Below are 16,571 nucleotides of genomic sequence, written 5' to 3'. Positions count from 1 at the left end.
GTTCCACGCGTACCCATCCCGAACACGACCGTTAAGCCCTCCAGCGCCGATGGTACTTGGACCGAAGGGTCCTGGGAGAGTAGGACGCCGCCAAGCACACAGAGCCATTGTTGAGTTTCTCAACAGTGGCTTTTTTGTTATTTATTGAGTTTCTCAACAGTGGCTTTTTTGTTATTTAGAGTGTAAGAGATAGGTATAGAGGAGTATAAATTTATAAAACGCTTACAATGGAGTGACATTTTTGTTACCGACGCCACAGCAGATCAAAGTATAATAGAAAAGTGCAAATATTAAGAAGAACCTTAATACGAATGAACTACTGATAAATTCTAAATTTGAATTTTCTTGCGTCTTTAGATGCATGGTAGAGGTAAGGAGGATTTAAGGTATGAAGCGAACCCGGCCCTTGTGGATATTATTTATTGTTTCTATAGTTTGTGTAATGCTGGTTGGTTGTGGTACGAAAGAGCCTGCCTGGGATGCCTTTGAGGGTGCACTTAACGAAAAGAGCTTTCCGGTACCTAAGGATGCCAGCTCTCCTGATCGGACCACTACCAATGTCGCTATGGATTATGTTCGTTATTCATTGCCCGGACTTAAAGAAAAGGATGGCGTAGCAGAGCCTTATTTGGAAGCCATCAAGGCTTGGGGATGGGAAGAACAACAGGATGATGACTCCGGAAGCTCGCGAGTTTTTGAGAAGGATGGACTCACAGTTCACCTAACGATCCATGATGACTATTTCATTGTGATGATTCCGAAGGAGAAGAAAACATAGTTAAAGAGCTGGAGAGTAAATAAATAACCGCCGTCTATTAGGACGGCGGTTATTTATTGTAGGGTGAGCATTTCATCGCTGTATGTATGTGGCTTGTTGATTACTGAGAGTAATAGGAAACATCAGTGGATGTGAACTTAAGCATACCATTTTTCTCTTCACGATTTAGTCTCAGCAGCGTATAAAGACGGGGGAAGAGCACCCATAGATGACAGATGATCAAGGATACTGTAAATGCCGGCGGAGACCATACAATAAACAGCGCGGCGATGCACAGGCCGATCCAGAAGTTATGCATCTGCACTTTACGGAAGATGCCATAACTGATGTATTGATCAGGCATATAACCAAGCCATGGCAGGCGAAAGGATAATCTCCACCGCTTGGCGATGGGATGCCCGGTAATGACCAGAACTGACCGCGAGATTACATATTGAATCCATATCACAACTGGTGCGGCAATAATCATGAACAGGATACTCCACCAGGAAAGGAACACTGTTTCCAGCACTACGAAAAAGAGGGGGAGCGCAATATATATCCGCAGCTTAACAGGCGTGAGATTAATCTTTTTGATAAGCTTGTATTGATAGAATGTGGCTGCGCCTTTGGTGTTAGGTTCCATAAAGAAAGGTTTGACCTCCTCACTTAGTTCTCATGTTACTAATATCGGCGAATGACAGCAATTTATTAAACTTCAGCATCAGGTTCACCTTTAGACAAATGACGGAATATATATATTATAAGCCTTGAAGGATAGGAAAAAACTATGAAAAGGTTTAAAATGATAGAAGGTGTAACATACTGTTCTTAAAAGAGTCAAGGTGGGATGGTAATGGAACAGCAACCCGGACAGCCCTGCATCATTTGCGGACAAGTGAAAGAGGAAGGTATTGTGATTGTCTCGCATTTCATTTGTGAGGATTGTGAGAGTGAAATGGTGCATACAGAGGCGGAAGATGCCAAATACCGTTTTTTTATTGGACGGATGAAGAAGATCGGATTGCAGAAGAACGCTTGAGCAGAACACAGGTATGGAATGAAGATGGGGTAAAAAGAGCAGGCGGTGGTTATGTGTCGCGTTGGCTGCATATGAAGGCTTCAATATAACGGCTTCCCCGTCCTAAAGGGCGGGAGGAGCCGTTTTGTTGTTGTGAAGAGGCTTTTGTGCAGAATAATAGGCGTTTGCACATATTTGCGTTAAAATAGAAGGTAACCCCCAGGGAAGGAATAGATCATGAACAATTTACAGCCTGGCAGGGCACCTGTATACGAAATGTTGGAACAATATAGAGTAAAGGGTAATATATCTTATCATGTGCCGGGCCATAAGAATGGTGAGGCTTATAGCGGATTCGGGGGCGCAGGATATCTAAATGAGATCATGAAATACGATGTCACAGAGATTTCCGGAACAGATGACCTTCATCATCCTGAAGGGGTGATTAAGGAAGCACAGGAGCTGGCAGCGGATTGTTTTGGGGCGGAAGAGAGTTTTTTTCTCGTTGGCGGCAGCACTGCCGGTAATCTTGCCCTCATCCTGACGGTATGCCCCCAGCCGGGAATGATCATGATTCTGCAGCGCAATGTGCATAAATCGGTCATTCATGGACTAATGCTGGCGGGTGTCCAGGCAGTTTTTCTGGAGCCGCTGCTGGATACGGACAGCGGCCTTGCGGTCGCTCCTGCGGCTGAGACGGTGCAGGCTGCCTTGGCAGCCTACCCGGAAGCCGCAGCTGTGCTGGTCACCATGCCGAATTACTACGGCATGGGCAGCGACCTGGCGCCCCTCGCGCAGATCTGTCACGACAGCGGTGTTCCGCTGCTGGTTGACGAGGCGCATGGGGCGCATTACGGACAGCACCCCGCGCTGCCGGCCGGGGCGCTAATGTGCGGCGCGGACGGCGTAGTGCAGTCCACGCATAAGATGCTGCCGACGCTCACCATGGGCGCCATGCTGCATGTGCAGGGCCCGCGGCTTGACCGCACCCTGCTTAGGCAGCGGCTCGCGATGGTGCAGAGCTCCAGCCCATCCTACCCCGTGATGGCTTCGCTCGATCTGGCCCGGCGGCTGGTGCACAGCCAGCGCGCCGCTGCTTTCACGGCGGGGCTCGCCGCCGTAGACGTCCTGCGGCGCGGCCTGGCGCAGCTGCCGCGTTATGGGCTGCTGCAGCCAGCGGTGCCGCTGCAGCCTTCCGGCGGCGCAGGCGCAGCCGCCGGCACGGGAACGCCGCCGCATAGCGGGGCGGCGTACAGCATGCAGGACCCTTTTAAGGCCGTCATTTATGACGCCGCCGGGGTCCTGGGGGGCTTCGAGCTGCAGCGCAGGCTCGAGGAGAAGGGCATCGTGCCGGAGATGAGCGATGCCCGGCACGTAGTGCTGGCCTTCAGCCTCGGCTCGAAGGCTGAAGATGCCGCAGCGCTGCTGAGCGCGCTGCAGGAGATTGATGCGGACATGCCATGCCCGGTGCCGCAGGCATCTGGGGCTACTGCTGGTCCTGCATCCGCAGTTTCTAAGACTGCTGCGGAGCAAGCACCCGCAGCAGCCTTGGCTGACAGTCAGGCAGAGGGAAGCGAATCTCCTCACAACAATAATTCCACGTGGAACAATTTCACCACGTCTCTGATTTCAGATCCGGTTCCGTTCTCTTTACGGCCGGTGCTTGAAAGTGAAACAGAAAGTATCCGCTTGGAATATAGTATAGGAAGAGTGGCGGCAGAGATGGTTATTCCTTATCCGCCGGGCATTCCACTGCTCTATCCGGGCGAAGCAATAACCGAAGCCATATGCAACCGGCTGAGTGGTCTCAGTAAAGGCGGAGCCAAATTTCAGGCCTGCGCTGATCCGGTCTTACAGCATATCAAGGTATACAACATTCAGAAGGGCGGAGAAGTATAAGTGGCACGAGAAGGTTTCTTCATTACTTTGGAGGGGGGCGATGGCTCGGGAAAAACAACAGTACTGGGCCGGGTGGCGGCATATTTGCAGAATCACTCCATGCCCTACAGGATTACGCGTGAACCCGGGGGGATTGAAATCGCCGAGAAGATCCGATCCATTATTCTGGATCCCGCCCATACTGCTATGGATGCCCGGACGGAAGCGCTGCTGTATGCAGCGGCAAGAAGCCAGCATTTGGCTGAAGTAGTTGAGCCTGCACTCAAGGACGGGATTACCGTACTCTGTGACCGGTTTGTAGACAGCAGTCTCGTGTATCAGGGTTATGCGAGAGGACTTGGCATTGAAGAGGTCTGGAGCATTAACCGCTTTGCTATTGGCAGCCGGATGCCGGATCTAACCTTCTATCTGGATGTGGACCCGGAGGTGGGGCTGTCACGGATTGCTGCCAATCAGGAACGGGAAGTGAACCGCCTTGATTTGGAAAACCTGGCTTTTCACCAAAAGGTTCGTGAAGGGTATCAGCTCGTTATTGCCTCAGATCCTCAGCGGATTGTTGTCCTTGATGCCAATCGTCCGATTCATATGGTTGAACAGGATATCGTTCGTACGCTGAAGGAGCGCATTTTAAAGGATTTTTAAGGCGCTTTGTCTAATATTACTTAGGTGTGAACTTTTCACATCACCTTTGGAGAGGTAACACTCCAATGTATCGCCTACAAAACTTTTAGGAGGGAACGAAGATGAACTTAATCATCGCAATTATCCAGGATAAAGACAGTAACCGGTTGTCCAGTGAGCTGGTCAAGGCAAACTTCCGTGCAACCAAGCTGGCCAGTACAGGCGGATTTCTGCGCGCAGGGAATACCACATTTATGATTGGTGTAGACGATACTCAGGTAGATGCTGTACTTAGTGTTATCCGCAATAGCTGCAAAGTGCGTGAGCAGCTTGTTACTCCGGTAACTCCTATGAGCGGTACAACGGATTCATATTTACCACTTCCTGTAGAGGTACAGGTAGGCGGAGCAACAGTATTCGTGCTTCCTGTTGATCGTTTTGAGCATTATTGAGCATAATACCGGTGCAATCCCATGATAAGGACGGTAGATACCTTTGAAAATCAATCCGGGCTACAGGCCCCTAAAAAGCGAGCTGCCGACTAACGAAGAAGGTAGAAGGCCCATTCAGCAAAAATCATTCACTGATGTATTCCATCAGCAGGGTGAGCAGAAAACGATAGATGAGCTTAACCGCCAGATTAAAGATATCCAGCAGCAGGGCGATCGGTTATCCAAATCCATGACGGTCCGCGAGCTGGCGATTTACCGCAATATGATCAAAAAGTTTCTGGAGGAGACTGCGCGCCGCGGAGTCATTCTGAAGGATACGAAGGGCTGGGACCGTCGCGGCAGGAGTAAAAGGTATAAACTGCTGGAGGAGATCGATGCCGCGCTGCTGAACTTGGCGGATGACTTGCTGGAAAGTGAGCATGGCCGTATTGATCTGCTGGGACGGGTTGGAGAGATCCGCGGAATGCTGATTAATCTTGCTTTTTAAAAGAGTTGGAGGAATTTATGCCTTTTCATGATATATTAGGCCAGGAGGATGCCAAACGCCTGCTGCAAAATGCATTGCGCAAAGAAGCGGTCAGTCATGCCTATCTGTTCACCGGACCTTCCGGGAGCGGACAAATGAAGACAGCGCTGATGTTCGCACAAGCCATATTTTGCACCGCGCTCAAGGACGATGCCTGTGGGGAATGCCTGGAATGCCGCAAGGTTGAGCATGGCAACCATCCGGATTTAACCCTGCTGAAGCCCGAAGGGGCGAGCCTTAAGATCGATCAGATCCGTGAGCTGCAGCGTGTTTTTTCTTACCGCTCGGAAGGAATTAACCCGAAGGTTTATATTATAGAAGGAGCGGATAAAATGACGGTGCAAGCCGCCAACAGTCTGCTCAAATTTTTGGAGGAGCCACCTGCTCCGGCAGTAGGCATTTTAATCTCCGACAATAGCAGTTCCCTGCTTCCAACGATCCAGTCAAGGACTCAGCGTATTCCGTTTAGTCCGCTGCATCCGGATATTATGCTCCAGGCGTTATCCGGCGAGGGGGTTCCCGTGCCGCTAGCCCGGTGTGCAGTGTCGCTGACTTCAGGTCTTGATGGCTGCAGGGAACTTTTGGCACAGAATTGGTTTGCAGAAATGAGAAATCTAGTGTTACAATTAGCTAAGGAGTCTTTGGGCAAAGGCAGCACTGCGGTAGCAACCGTAGGGCAGAAGCTGTTCAAGGCCGGGCTCGGTGAACATTTGGATATTCTTTTCAGCATGTTCCACCTTTGGTTTAAAGATATGCTTTACTTCCTGTACCGAAGACACGAAAGCATCGTTTTCATAGATCAGTTAGACTTTATTTCCAGACATGCCCGTCAGCGGAGTACGGAACAATGGGTGGCTTATATGGAATTCGCGGCGGAGAGCAAGCGGAGGCTCCGGTCCAATGCCAATGCCCAACTGTGTCTGGAGCAGTTCTTAATCCGACTGGAAAGTTAAAGGGTTAGTTATGATATATCCTCTATATGTCGCTTCAGCCTGGAAGTATGGGTTTAACGGATAAGGAAGGACAAGCATGGATCATCAGAGAGCGGACTTGCTTAAGGGTTCCTTTACCGGCAAACAAGGGGGTTAATTTTTGTACAGCGTAGTAGGTGTCCGCTTCAAAAAAGCGGGTAAAATATATTATTTTGATCCGCTTGATTTCCCGATTGAACGCGATCAATGCGTTATTGTTGAGACGGCAAGAGGGGTCGAATACGGTAGAGTTGTCGTTGGCAAAAAAGAGGTGCAGGAAGCGGATGTTGTATTGCCTCTCAAGAAGGTCATGCGTATTGCCGGAGAAACCGACGCACGTGTGGTTGAAGAGAACAAAGGTGCAGCCAAGGACGCTTTTACCACCTGTTTAAATAAAATTCGCGATCATGGCCTCAAAATGAAGCTTGTGGATGTGGAATTCACGTTTGACCGCAATAAGATTATTTTTTATTTCACTGCCGAGGGCCGCGTCGATTTCCGCGAATTGGTCAAGGACCTGGCAAGTATTTTCCGTACCCGGATCGAGCTGCGGCAGATTGGTGTGCGTGATGAAGCTAAGATGCTGGGTGGTCTGGGGCCTTGCGGACGAGTATTGTGCTGCTCCTCCTGGCTTGGAGATTTCGAGCCGGTGTCGATCAAGATGGCTAAGGATCAGAACCTTTCGCTTAATCCGACAAAGATCTCGGGTTTGTGCGGACGGCTGATGTGTTGCCTGAAGTTTGAGCATGATAATTATGAAAGTACGAAGGAAGAAATGCCGGCGGTAGGCAAGATTGTCGTAACCTCACTCGGTGACGGCAAGGTGGTAGGAATTAATGCCGGAACCCGCACGGTTCATGTACAGCTGTTTGAAGTGGGCAAAGTTAAGGAACTTCCAATGGATGATGTTGTCGTCAAGTAAACCATATAAGGTTACTTTCGGGGTGGAAACTTGGAGAAGATAAATATATTTGCACACATGCAGGAGATGGAAGCGCAGATGGAAAGCATGCGCGCAAGTCTCGGAGATTGGAAACAGACGGTTAAGGAACTGATGGAAACCAATCAAAGGCTTAGTCTGGAGAATGAACAGCTCCGCAAAATATTGAAGAGGGACGCACCTTTGGACCCTGCCGTTGATACTGCGGAGGCGGAAGCTCTTTTGGCCGCCAGAGAGGGAACAGAAGAGGTAGTTGGGGAAGGTTATGACAATCTGGCCCGGCTGTATCATGAAGGCTTTCACATCTGCAATGTCTATTTCGGCCATTTGCGCACAGAAGGTGATTGTCTGTTCTGTCTTTCTTTTCTTAATAAATGAGGATATCCAGCCGTAGGAGATTTACGCCTACGGTTTTTTTTGAATTTAAGGGCGCAAACTGATGAAAGCGGGCATAGGTTCAGGAAAAACTAAGCGTATGCTTCCGAAGCGAGTTTTGTTTCGCAGGATTTCATTGAAGTGTATGCTCAACAAAACTTTTAGGAGATTACAATGACGAATTTTTCTAACGAAATATCTGTTCCTTTACTGCCAACGGAGCGGGTGGATGATTTATTGACTCATGATCTGCGGATTATTCAGAGTGATGAAGTGTTCAGCTTCTCGATGGATGCCGTACTGCTGGCCCGGTTTGCGGGTATACCGCCACGCGGCAGAGTGCTTGATCTTTGTACTGGCAATGGAGTTATTCCGATACTGCTCACTACACGAACCAAAGCTTCTATAGAAGGTATTGAAATTCAGCCCCGTTTGGCGGATATGGCCCGCCGTAGTGTAGCCTTAAACGGCCTGCAGGAGCGGATCAAGATACATGAAGGGGATTTACGCGAACTGCATAATGAGGCTGGATACGGTGTATACGATGCGATTACTGTTAATCCGCCGTACATGCCGCTTAACGGAAGCGATCTCAAGCTGAATTCACATCAGGCGATGGCCCGCCATGAGCTTGGCTGCACGCTGGAAGAGGTGATTCAGGCATGTGTAAGACTGGTCCGTACCGGAGGCAAGGTAAGTATGGTACACAAGCCACAGCGTCTGGTGGATATTATCAGCCTGATGAGACAAAACAGACTGGAGCCGAAGCTGATTCGTTTCGTGCATCCAAGAGCGCATTTGGAAGCCAATATGGTATTGATTGAAGCTGCACGCGATGGAAAGCCTGAGGTGCGTTTACAACCGCCGCTGATCGTATATAATGAGGACAATCAATACTGTCCGGAAATTATGGATATTTATTATGGAAACAAAGAGGGTAAATGATGACTATAACATGCCAAAGCAGCTTTCAAAACAACAATGATGGAATTAAACCGCCAGGATGCGGTTGTCTTTATCTGGTCGCTACGCCAATCGGCAATCTGGAGGATATGACTTACCGTGCGGTCCGCACTTTAAAAGAATGTGATATTATTGCCGCCGAGGATACAAGACAGACACGTAAGTTACTGAGCCATTTTGAAATTACGCCTTCCATGCTGTTCAGCTATCATGAGCATAATAAGGCTGCCAGTGGACCGGAACTGATCCGCTATATAATAGAAGGTAAAAATTTGGCGCTTGTCAGCGACGCCGGTCTGCCGGCAATTTCCGACCCTGGAGCAGATCTTGTAGCACTGGCCGTCAGCCACCATATTCCGGTCATTCCGATCCCCGGAGCTAACGCGGCTTTGTCAGCTTTGATCGCCTCCGGTTTGCCGACCACAAGCTTTACCTTTGTCGGGTTCCTGCCCAGGGAGCGTAAGGATATCCGTAATGTATTATCCGCTGTTCGTTCTGTGCAGGGGACTTTGCTGTTCTATGAATCTCCGCACCGGGTAGCCAAAACCTTGGTTCATCTGCAGGAGGCGTTCGGCAACCGCCGGGTAGTGCTGGCCCGTGAACTGACAAAACGTTATGAGGAGTTTCTGCGCGGAACGATTGAGGAATGTTCTGCTTGGCTGGCCGAACATCCGCCGCTTGGCGAATATGTAATCGTGGTTGAAGGGGAAAGCAAAGAAGAGGCTGAGATTGCTGAATCCTCCTGGTGGCGTGAGCTCAGCATTGAGCTGCATGTCGCTCACTATGAAAACGCAGGAATGGCACGGAAGGAAGCTATGAAAAAAGCCGCCGCAGACCGTGGCTTGGCCAAACGCGATATTTACAATGCATTGTTGGACAGGGAGTAAAGGGCGTTTATCTTCGTAAAGCGATTCCACAGGGAGAGCGGGCAAAAGCAGAAAAAGCAGCTCACCAGCCAGCAACCAGTAACCGCTAAAGTCACTGGCCCGCACCACCGTAAAGCGATTCCCGGAGGGAGAGCGGGCAAAAGCAGAAAAAGCTACTCACCAGCCAGTAACCGGCAACCGCTAAAGTCACTGGCCCGTGCCACCGTAAAGCGATTCCCGTAGGGAGAGCAGGCAAAAGCAGAAAAAGCTACTCACCAGCCAGTAACCGGCAACCGCTAAAGTCACTGGCCCGTGCCACCGTAAAGCGATTCCCGCAGGGAGAGCGGGCAAAAGCAAAAAAAGCAGCTCATCAGCCAGCAACCAGCAAGCGCTAAAGTCACTGGCCCGCACCACCGTGAAGCGATTCCCGTAGGGAGAGCGGGCAAAAGCAAAAAAAGCAGCTCACCAGCCAGCAGCCAGCAAGCGCTAAAGTCACTGGCCCGTGCCATCGTGAAGCGATTCCCGCAGGGAGAGCGGGCAAAAGCAAAAAAAGCAGCTCATCAGCCAGCAACCAGCAACCGCTAAAGTCACTGACCCGTGCCACCGTAAAGCGATTCCCGCAGGGAGAGCGGCTTTATCGCCAAAACGTTGCATGGGAGCGCCTTCGCGCAGCCGCCATAGGCGCACGGCCTATGGCGAAATCCCTCGCATGGCAAGGCCCTGAGGGCGTGCCCGAAAGAGGGCCGCTCCACCGTCACAGTTACTCCTTTACGCGCGGCCACAAATTAGACAAGCTTCCGGGTGTCCAGAGGGCCGGGGCCCTTGGGGCCCTCCCTGTAGGGAGGGTTTGGGAGGGTAAAAAAGCATAAAAAATACCTCCCGCATCAACGGGAGGCCAAGGAGATATAAAAAGGTTAGAATTAACAATTTGATTAGTTCCTATTATAACCTATTTGTTCTAGTTTGTCACAGGGGTAGGGATAGCAGAAATGCATTCATGACAAACAATTTTTCCTTTGAAATAGGTTACATTCTCAGCATTGCCGCAGAAAATGCAAGCTGGCTCGTATTTTTTAAGCATGATCCGCTCACCGTCCACGTAAATTTCGAGCGCATCTTTTTCTCCAATGCCCAGTGTACGGCGCAATTCGATCGGAATAACAACCCGTCCAAGCTCATCTACTTTTCTTACAATTCCTGTTGATTTCATCATTACAATCGTTGCTCCTCTCAATGTTCAAAAGCGTCATTATTCGACATTGTTCACCGTTTTATGATATTTATAATACCAACCATTCCCAAAACAGTCAACCTTTTTTGAGGCTAATTTTAAGGAATTTTTAAATAAAACTTTTATATCGCCTACATTACACATAAATTCATACAAATGCAGATAAAATTAAATTGTCGATTTGTAAAACGTTAAAATGACACAATTCGACAAAGTGCGACATAATTCATTATTATACTACCTATTACCTCTTATTTCTAATTATATTATTCGAAGGAGTTGAACACATGAAGCAACCGCTGACAGAAGAGAAGGTTTTCAAAGATCCGGTTCATAACTATATTCACGTGCAGGACACAATTATCTGGCGATTGATCAACACTAAGGAATTTCAGCGTCTGCGGCGTATCCGTCAGCTTGGCACCTCCTATCTAACCTTTCATGGTGCAGAGCATAGCCGATTTTCACATTCCCTTGGTGTCTACGAAATTACACGCCGTATCATTTCGCAGTTCGAGCGAAGCGGGTATAAGGATTGGATGCCGGAGGAGAGCCTGCTCACTCTATGTGCAGCGCTGCTGCATGATTTGGGGCATGGCCCGTTCTCCCATTCTATAGAAGAAGCCTTTGAAATGAACCATGAAGACTGGACCTGCCGGATCATTCTGGAGGACACGGAGATCACCGCGATTCTGCGGGATGTGGCAGAGGATTTTCCCGGCAAGGTAGCTTCGGTAATCTCCAAAACTTATGAGCATGAAATTGTAGTCAACTTGGTTTCCGGCCCTCTGGATGCTGACCGCATGGATTATCTGCTCCGCGATGCATACTACACGGGAGTAAACTATGGGACGATCGATATTGACAGGATCCTAAGAATGCTGCGCCCATACCATGGAAGGGTAGTGGTTAAGGAGTCAGGGATGCACGCCATCGAGGATTACTTAATGTCGCGCTATCAAATGTACTGGCAGGTATATTTTCACCCGGTCACACGCAGTTCCGAAATCATTTTGCGGCAAATTTTCCGCAGAGCCAAAGAGCTGTACCAGAGCGGTTATGAATTCCGGTTCATGATTGATCCTTTAGGTGATTTGTTCCGCGGAGAGGTTACGGTGGAACAATATCTGCTGCTGGACGAAGCTATGATCCAGACCGCCTTCATGCAGTGGACTTTGGAGAAGGATGAATTGTTAAGCGACTTGTGCAGCCGGTTTATTCATCGTAAACTGTATAAATATGTAGAGATGGAGAACCTTGATTCCGAGACGATTGACGAAATACGCCGCAGCTTTGCCGTGGCAGGGCTAGATGCCGATTATGATCTGGAAATTGATTTTCCGACAGATTTGCCCTATGATGTGTTTCGTCCGGGACAAGGCTTTGACAGCAAGCAAATTCTGCTGCTTGACCGCCATGACAAACTGAGGGAGATCTCTGAAGTTTCAGATATCGTACGCTCCATCAGCGGAATTCACCGCGGCCGTTATCACCTGTATTTTCCACAGGATAAGCTGCAGAAAGCCCTTCCATTGCTGCCTTCTTCTATTGCAGAAATCTTTGCAAAGTAATCCAAAAATACTTGGAATTCATCATAGAAATTATGACAGAAAAGGGGATGTAACATGCAATTGTTCGACACGCACACCCATCTGGATGCTCCACAATTCGACGAGGACCGCGAAAAGGTAATCGCCAATGCGCTCGAGGCAGGAGTTACCAAAATGATTAATATTGGCTTTAACAGGGAAACAATCCCAACAACCATGAAGCTTGCTGAAACCTATGATTATATCTATGCAGCCGTCGGCTGGCATCCGCAGGATGCCATAGACATGAGGGACGGGGATCTCGAGTGGATTGCCTCACTGTGCAGTCATAAAAAAGTAGTTGCCATCGGAGAAATTGGGTTGGATTACTACTGGGATACCTCTCCTAAAGAGGTACAGCATGAAGTGTTCCGCAAACAAATCGGACTGGCCCGTGAACTGAAAATGCCGATTTGCATTCATAACCGTGATGCTCATGAAGATGTGGTGCGGATTCTTCGTGAAGAGAAGGCTGATGAAATAGGCGGAGTGATGCACTCCTTCTCCGGCAGCTGGGAAATAGCCAAAATGTGCCTGGATTTAGGCTTTCACCTATCCTTCGGCGGCCCGATTACATTCAAGAACGCCAGAGTGCCAAAAGAGGTGCTGGCCCAGACTCCGCTGGACCGATTGCTGATTGAAACGGACTCGCCTTATTTGACACCGCACCCTTTCCGGGGCAAGCGAAATGAGAGCGCACATGTGAGATTAGTAGCAGAGGCTGCCGCGGAAATAAAAGGGATTGATTTACAGGAATTGGCGGAAATTACGTATGCGAACGCACTGGAACGATTTGGGATTGTCTGAAATCGGGAGTAAAAGCGGTGAAAAATGAAGTATAGCCGATATATTAAACTTTTTTAATTTAAAAACGGCTGAATATTACAATATTTTAATCATTTTTTTGCGTAAACGTGGTTGAATCGTCCTTTACAACATGCATCAAAACAGGATATCATCTTTTCAGTGCAGTGAGCTGTTGTTACTGTGACAGTCACTGAATCATGGATCGTCTCGCTGAGTCTCCGTATGGAGAACGGGGGAACCAATAATGCCTGCCGCATGTCCGTACATAGAGTACAACACAGAAATGCCGCAGAATTTATTTGATTTCTTCACGTGGTCTTTGGGGTGAATTTGAGGGCAACCGCCGTGAGCGGGTGACCTAAGATAGGGCGTCTCTCTTATGCCCGAACCCGACAGCTAACCCCGTAAGCGCAAGTAAGAGAGGAAACCTCGTGCATAAACATTCCCGCGTATTCTGACATCCGGAGAAGCCACGAAAGAGTCCTCTGTGAACTCTTTTTTGGGCTTTTTTTGTTTTGAATAATGCGAATGTTCCCAGCATACTGTTATATAACAGGTATCTGGAGTAATTATGCCGGGCAGGCGATCCATGAGCAGGAAACGCTGAAGCAATGCGGGCGTATCCTGTTGCAATCTCAAACCTAGTTTCGTCAGCAATCATACAGTCACCTTGATATACAACTTGACGACGGGGCTATGTAAGGAGGATGGAGAGAGTGGGCGTATTCCAACCAGAAGTATCCCATGATTCGCAATCATCCAGCAGGTCTTTCGCATTACGGTGGAAGCAAGTGAATCCTCGCTTACTTTCGCTTGCAGGTGCGGTATCAATCGTTATCGCGCTGCTCATTCTGCTGTACGTACACGGTCAGAGCAAGAAAGAGATATTTTTAGTAATAGACGGGAAAGCACAGACGCTGGAAACGCGCGAAGCGCTGCTCAGTGATGTGCTGGCTAAGGAACAAATTTCGCTGCAGCCGCATGATGAATTATCTATTGGCCTTAGTGATGAGATACAGGACGGCGACCGTGTCGTGATCAATCGTGCGCAGAAGTTTAGTCTCACTGCGGATGGAGCAACAAAAACGCTGTACACCACCGAAGACACTATCGGTGACGCCATTAGCAAACTGGGTTTAAGCCTGGAGAGCAGTGACAAGATATACCCTTCGCTTGACACCACAGTATCGGCCGGCATGGAAATTAAAATTGTCCGCATCAACAAGCAGATTGTGGAGCGGAAGCAAAATTTGCCATTCCAGGTCATTAAGACCTCAGATCCTTCCCTGACCAAGGGGACCGTAAAAGTGGCACAGTTAGGCGCACCAGGCGTCATGGTCCAGCATATCGAGAAGGTCTACCAAGATGGAGAACTGGTCTCTATGCGCATGATTGGCAAGGAAGTACAGACGGTTACCAAACATAAAATTGTTTATGTTGGTACGAAGCCCCTGCCAAAGCCCGTTGTAGCTGCTGTGACAACTTCCAAAAAAAGTACGGCATCCAAAACAACCAAAGTTTCCGCAAAAAGCAGTAACGTCGTGCACAAGGCAGGCGTAGATTTCCAATACAAAAAGATGATCAAAAATGTGTCGATGACAGCCTATTCTTCAGAAGAACCAGGCATTGGGACCCGCACGGCTTCTGGAACACGTGTAACAGAAGGCCGGACAATAGCTGTGGACCCGAATGTAATTCCTATCGGCTGGTGGGTGTACATTGAGGGATTAGGGTTTCGCCGAGCAGAGGATACCGGCGGTGCCATCAAAGGCAACAAGTTGGATGTTTATTACGATTCACTGAGCCATGCCCGTAATTTCGGCCGCAAGTCCCGGACTATTTATGTGATCGGTCCAGTGAAGCCGGAGCTGAATTAACGGGGTCCGCTTTTGCAAATTAATGGTTTATAAGCTATAGTGAGTGTAGCACTGACAGAACGGGCTACCGCTCATCACTTATACATTCTTTAGCCAAAAAGAAGGGGAGCGAATCCTCTTCTTTTTGTGTTTTACAGGAAGGAGCAACGTGTATGATTAAGGAATTAATTGTGGTGGAAGGCAAGAGTGATACGGTTGCCGTCAAGCGGGCGGTGGAGGCCGATACGATAGAGACTGGCGGTTCAGCGGTAGACCGCAAGGTTATCGCCAAGATAGCGCTGGCAATGGAACGCAGAGGCGTGATCATCCTTACGGATCCCGATCATGCCGGCGAACGCATCCGCAAGATTGTTTCCTCCAAGGTGCCAGGCTGCAAGCATGCATTCATCCCGGAGAAGGATGCTACACGCAAAGGGGATATCGGTGTTGAGAATGCATCACCGGAAGCGATCCGTCATGCGCTGCAGCATGTACATACCTCCTTTGAAGGAGCCCCTGCCCTAATTGGGCTGGAGGATCTTATGGCGGCGGGCATGCTGGTGCATTCGCGAGCGGCTGAGCGCAGGATGGCGCTGGGCAACCTGCTTGGCATCGGGTATTGTAACGGCAAACAGCTATACAAGCGGCTGGCTATGTTTGGCATCACGCGGGAAGAATTCTCCGGAGCTCTCGCACAAATTGATCAGGGAGGCATTACTTCATGAGTGGCAATAACAAGATCTCATCGCCAGTACGGACCAAAGAAATTATTCAGCGCTACGGTTTTTCGTTCAAAAAAAGTCTGGGACAGAACTTTCTGATCGACCAGAATATCCTTGATAAAATAGTGGACGCAGCAGAATTAACTGACTCTGCGGGCGCCCTGGAGATTGGCCCGGGTATCGGAGCGCTTACTGAACGGCTGGCCATGGCTGCGGGTGCGGTGACTGCTGTAGAGATCGACCGCAGACTGATTCCGATTCTGCGGGATGTATTGTCTCCGTACCCGCATGTCAAAATCCGCAATGATGATGTGCTGAAGGTAAACCTGCAGGAACTGTTCACAGAGGATTTTGCAACCGTCGACAAAGTAAGTGTGGTTGCCAACCTGCCGTATTATGTGACAACCCCCATACTGATGAAACTGCTGGAGGAGAAACTTCCGCTGGATAATATCGTGGTAATGATCCAGAAGGAGGTTGCTGAGCGTATGGCGGCTTCTCCGGGCGGCAAAGAATATGGAAGCCTCAGCATAGCCGTGCAGTACTACAGTGAGCCTGAGCTGGTCTGTATTGTGCCGCGTACGGTCTTCATCCCGCAGCCGAATGTGGAATCTGCTGTAATCCGGCTGAAGGTCAGAGAACGTCCTCCAGTTGATGTGGCTGATGAGAAGCATTTCTTTGAAGTGGTCCAGGCTTCCTTCACCCAGCGGCGCAAGACAATAGCGAACAATCTCAAGGCCCGCTTCTTCCCGGGAGAAGGCCGTGAGCGCCTGGAGGCGCTGCTGGCTGAGGCTGGCATAGAACCAACCCGCCGCGGGGAGACGCTGAGTATTGCGGAGTACGCCCGGCTTAGCGCTGTGCTGCTGGCGGCAGGAATCGCCTAGAGTATGCAGCGTGAAACATCGCGCTTTATCTTTTGAAAATGCGGCTGTTTAAGAACCAACCATGACCTTTGCCCATACGATGGGGGTAGAG

18 protein-coding genes, 1 rRNA gene and 1 riboswitch are annotated in these 16,571 nt (G+C 49.3%); of the genes, 17 read left to right on the top strand and 2 right to left on the bottom strand.

All coding sequences use genetic code 11. The features are described from left to right. Both rrf and ACAN56_RS33680 read left to right on the top strand, forming a co-directional pair. Positions 1 to 96, top strand: a 5S ribosomal RNA gene (gene rrf, locus ACAN56_RS33685); the annotation flags it as partial. A gap of 292 nt (positions 97 to 388) precedes the next feature. Then, positions 389 to 778 (top strand): hypothetical protein, encoded by a 390-nt coding sequence (locus ACAN56_RS33680; protein WP_076113616.1) that lies wholly within the window; start codon positions 389 to 391, stop codon positions 776 to 778. Positions 779 to 878: 100 nt separating this feature from the next. Here ACAN56_RS33680 and ACAN56_RS33675 read toward each other — a convergent pair whose 3' ends face one another. Continuing rightward, a complete protein-coding gene (locus ACAN56_RS33675; protein WP_038584312.1) occupies positions 879 to 1,403 on the bottom strand; it encodes a hypothetical protein in 525 nt (174 codons plus the stop codon). A 210-nt stretch (positions 1,404 to 1,613) separates the two neighbouring features. Here ACAN56_RS33675 and ACAN56_RS33670 point away from each other — a divergent pair, with 210 nt between their 5' ends. The 10 genes from ACAN56_RS33670 (at position 1,614) to rsmI (ending at position 9,412) form a co-directional block, all read left to right on the top strand. After that, positions 1,614 to 1,799: a sigma factor G inhibitor Gin gene (locus tag ACAN56_RS33670; RefSeq protein ID WP_038584317.1), complete on the top strand. Its 186-nt coding sequence runs from the start codon at positions 1,614 to 1,616 to the stop codon at positions 1,797 to 1,799. 216 nt (positions 1,800 to 2,015) lie between these two features. Next, positions 2,016 to 3,677, top strand: a complete 1,662-nt coding sequence (locus ACAN56_RS33665; protein WP_379148240.1) for an aminotransferase class I/II-fold pyridoxal phosphate-dependent enzyme — start codon at positions 2,016 to 2,018, stop codon at positions 3,675 to 3,677. Then, positions 3,678 to 4,319 carry a dTMP kinase gene (gene tmk, locus ACAN56_RS33660; RefSeq protein ID WP_038584324.1) on the top strand — a complete coding sequence of 214 codons (642 nt, stop codon included), beginning with the start codon at positions 3,678 to 3,680 and terminating at the stop codon, positions 4,317 to 4,319. A 101-nt stretch (positions 4,320 to 4,420) separates the two neighbouring features. Then, positions 4,421 to 4,750, top strand: a complete 330-nt coding sequence (locus ACAN56_RS33655; RefSeq protein ID WP_038584327.1) for a cyclic di-AMP receptor DarA — start codon at positions 4,421 to 4,423, stop codon at positions 4,748 to 4,750. 43 nt (positions 4,751 to 4,793) lie between these two features. Next, on the top strand, positions 4,794 to 5,237 hold the full coding sequence (locus tag ACAN56_RS33650; protein WP_038584331.1) for a YaaR family protein: 444 nt from the start codon (positions 4,794 to 4,796) through the stop codon (positions 5,235 to 5,237). 17 nt (positions 5,238 to 5,254) lie between these two features. Further along, positions 5,255 to 6,229: a DNA polymerase III subunit delta' gene (holB, locus tag ACAN56_RS33645; protein ID WP_038584334.1), complete on the top strand. Its 975-nt coding sequence runs from the start codon at positions 5,255 to 5,257 to the stop codon at positions 6,227 to 6,229. 139 nt (positions 6,230 to 6,368) lie between these two features. After that, complete coding sequence (locus tag ACAN56_RS33640; RefSeq protein ID WP_038584336.1) at positions 6,369 to 7,169, top strand: PSP1 domain-containing protein; 801 nt, start codon at positions 6,369 to 6,371, stop codon at positions 7,167 to 7,169. 30 nt (positions 7,170 to 7,199) lie between these two features. Then, entirely contained in the window at positions 7,200 to 7,565 is a 366-nt protein-coding gene (locus ACAN56_RS33635) for an initiation-control protein YabA (protein WP_038584339.1), read from the top strand. 171 nt (positions 7,566 to 7,736) lie between these two features. After that, positions 7,737 to 8,507: a tRNA1(Val) (adenine(37)-N6)-methyltransferase gene (locus ACAN56_RS33630; RefSeq protein WP_341119288.1), complete on the top strand. Its 771-nt coding sequence runs from the start codon at positions 7,737 to 7,739 to the stop codon at positions 8,505 to 8,507. Continuing rightward, entirely contained in the window at positions 8,507 to 9,412 is a 906-nt protein-coding gene (rsmI, locus tag ACAN56_RS33625; protein WP_379148246.1) for a 16S rRNA (cytidine(1402)-2'-O)-methyltransferase, read from the top strand. Before ACAN56_RS33630 ends, rsmI begins: the two co-directional genes overlap by 1 nt. A gap of 937 nt (positions 9,413 to 10,349) precedes the next feature. On the opposite strand, the gene ACAN56_RS33620 is transcribed toward rsmI, so the two are convergent. Beyond that, positions 10,350 to 10,604, bottom strand: coding sequence for an AbrB/MazE/SpoVT family DNA-binding domain-containing protein (locus ACAN56_RS33620; RefSeq protein ID WP_019914502.1), 255 nt, complete (start codon positions 10,602 to 10,604; stop codon positions 10,350 to 10,352). Between the two features lie 305 nt (positions 10,605 to 10,909). On the opposite strand from ACAN56_RS33620, the gene ACAN56_RS33615 reads away from it, so the two are divergent. The 5 genes from ACAN56_RS33615 (at position 10,910) to rsmA (ending at position 16,480) form a co-directional block, all read left to right on the top strand. Beyond that, positions 10,910 to 12,193, top strand: coding sequence for an HD domain-containing protein (locus tag ACAN56_RS33615; protein WP_379148233.1), 1,284 nt, complete (start codon positions 10,910 to 10,912; stop codon positions 12,191 to 12,193). A gap of 54 nt (positions 12,194 to 12,247) precedes the next feature. Next, entirely contained in the window at positions 12,248 to 13,018 is a 771-nt protein-coding gene (locus ACAN56_RS33610; RefSeq protein ID WP_038584350.1) for a TatD family hydrolase, read from the top strand. A gap of 198 nt (positions 13,019 to 13,216) precedes the next feature. Continuing rightward, a riboswitch (cyclic di-AMP (ydaO/yuaA leader) is annotated at positions 13,217 to 13,444 on the top strand. 290 nt (positions 13,445 to 13,734) lie between these two features. After that, positions 13,735 to 14,895 (top strand): resuscitation-promoting factor, encoded by a 1,161-nt coding sequence (locus tag ACAN56_RS33605; RefSeq protein WP_038584352.1) that lies wholly within the window; start codon positions 13,735 to 13,737, stop codon positions 14,893 to 14,895. A 152-nt stretch (positions 14,896 to 15,047) separates the two neighbouring features. Further along, positions 15,048 to 15,599, top strand: coding sequence for a ribonuclease M5 (gene rnmV, locus ACAN56_RS33600; protein ID WP_038584355.1), 552 nt, complete (start codon positions 15,048 to 15,050; stop codon positions 15,597 to 15,599). Next, on the top strand, positions 15,596 to 16,480 hold the full coding sequence (gene rsmA, locus ACAN56_RS33595; RefSeq protein ID WP_038584358.1) for a 16S rRNA (adenine(1518)-N(6)/adenine(1519)-N(6))-dimethyltransferase RsmA: 885 nt from the start codon (positions 15,596 to 15,598) through the stop codon (positions 16,478 to 16,480). Before rnmV ends, rsmA begins: the two co-directional genes overlap by 4 nt. The last annotated feature ends 91 nt before the right edge of the window (positions 16,481 to 16,571 follow it).

Source organism: Paenibacillus paludis (genome assembly GCF_042610515.1).
Classification (GTDB): Bacteria; Bacillota; Bacilli; order Paenibacillales; family Paenibacillaceae; genus Paenibacillus_AQ.
This window is presented reverse-complemented; position numbering and strand designations above follow the sequence as displayed.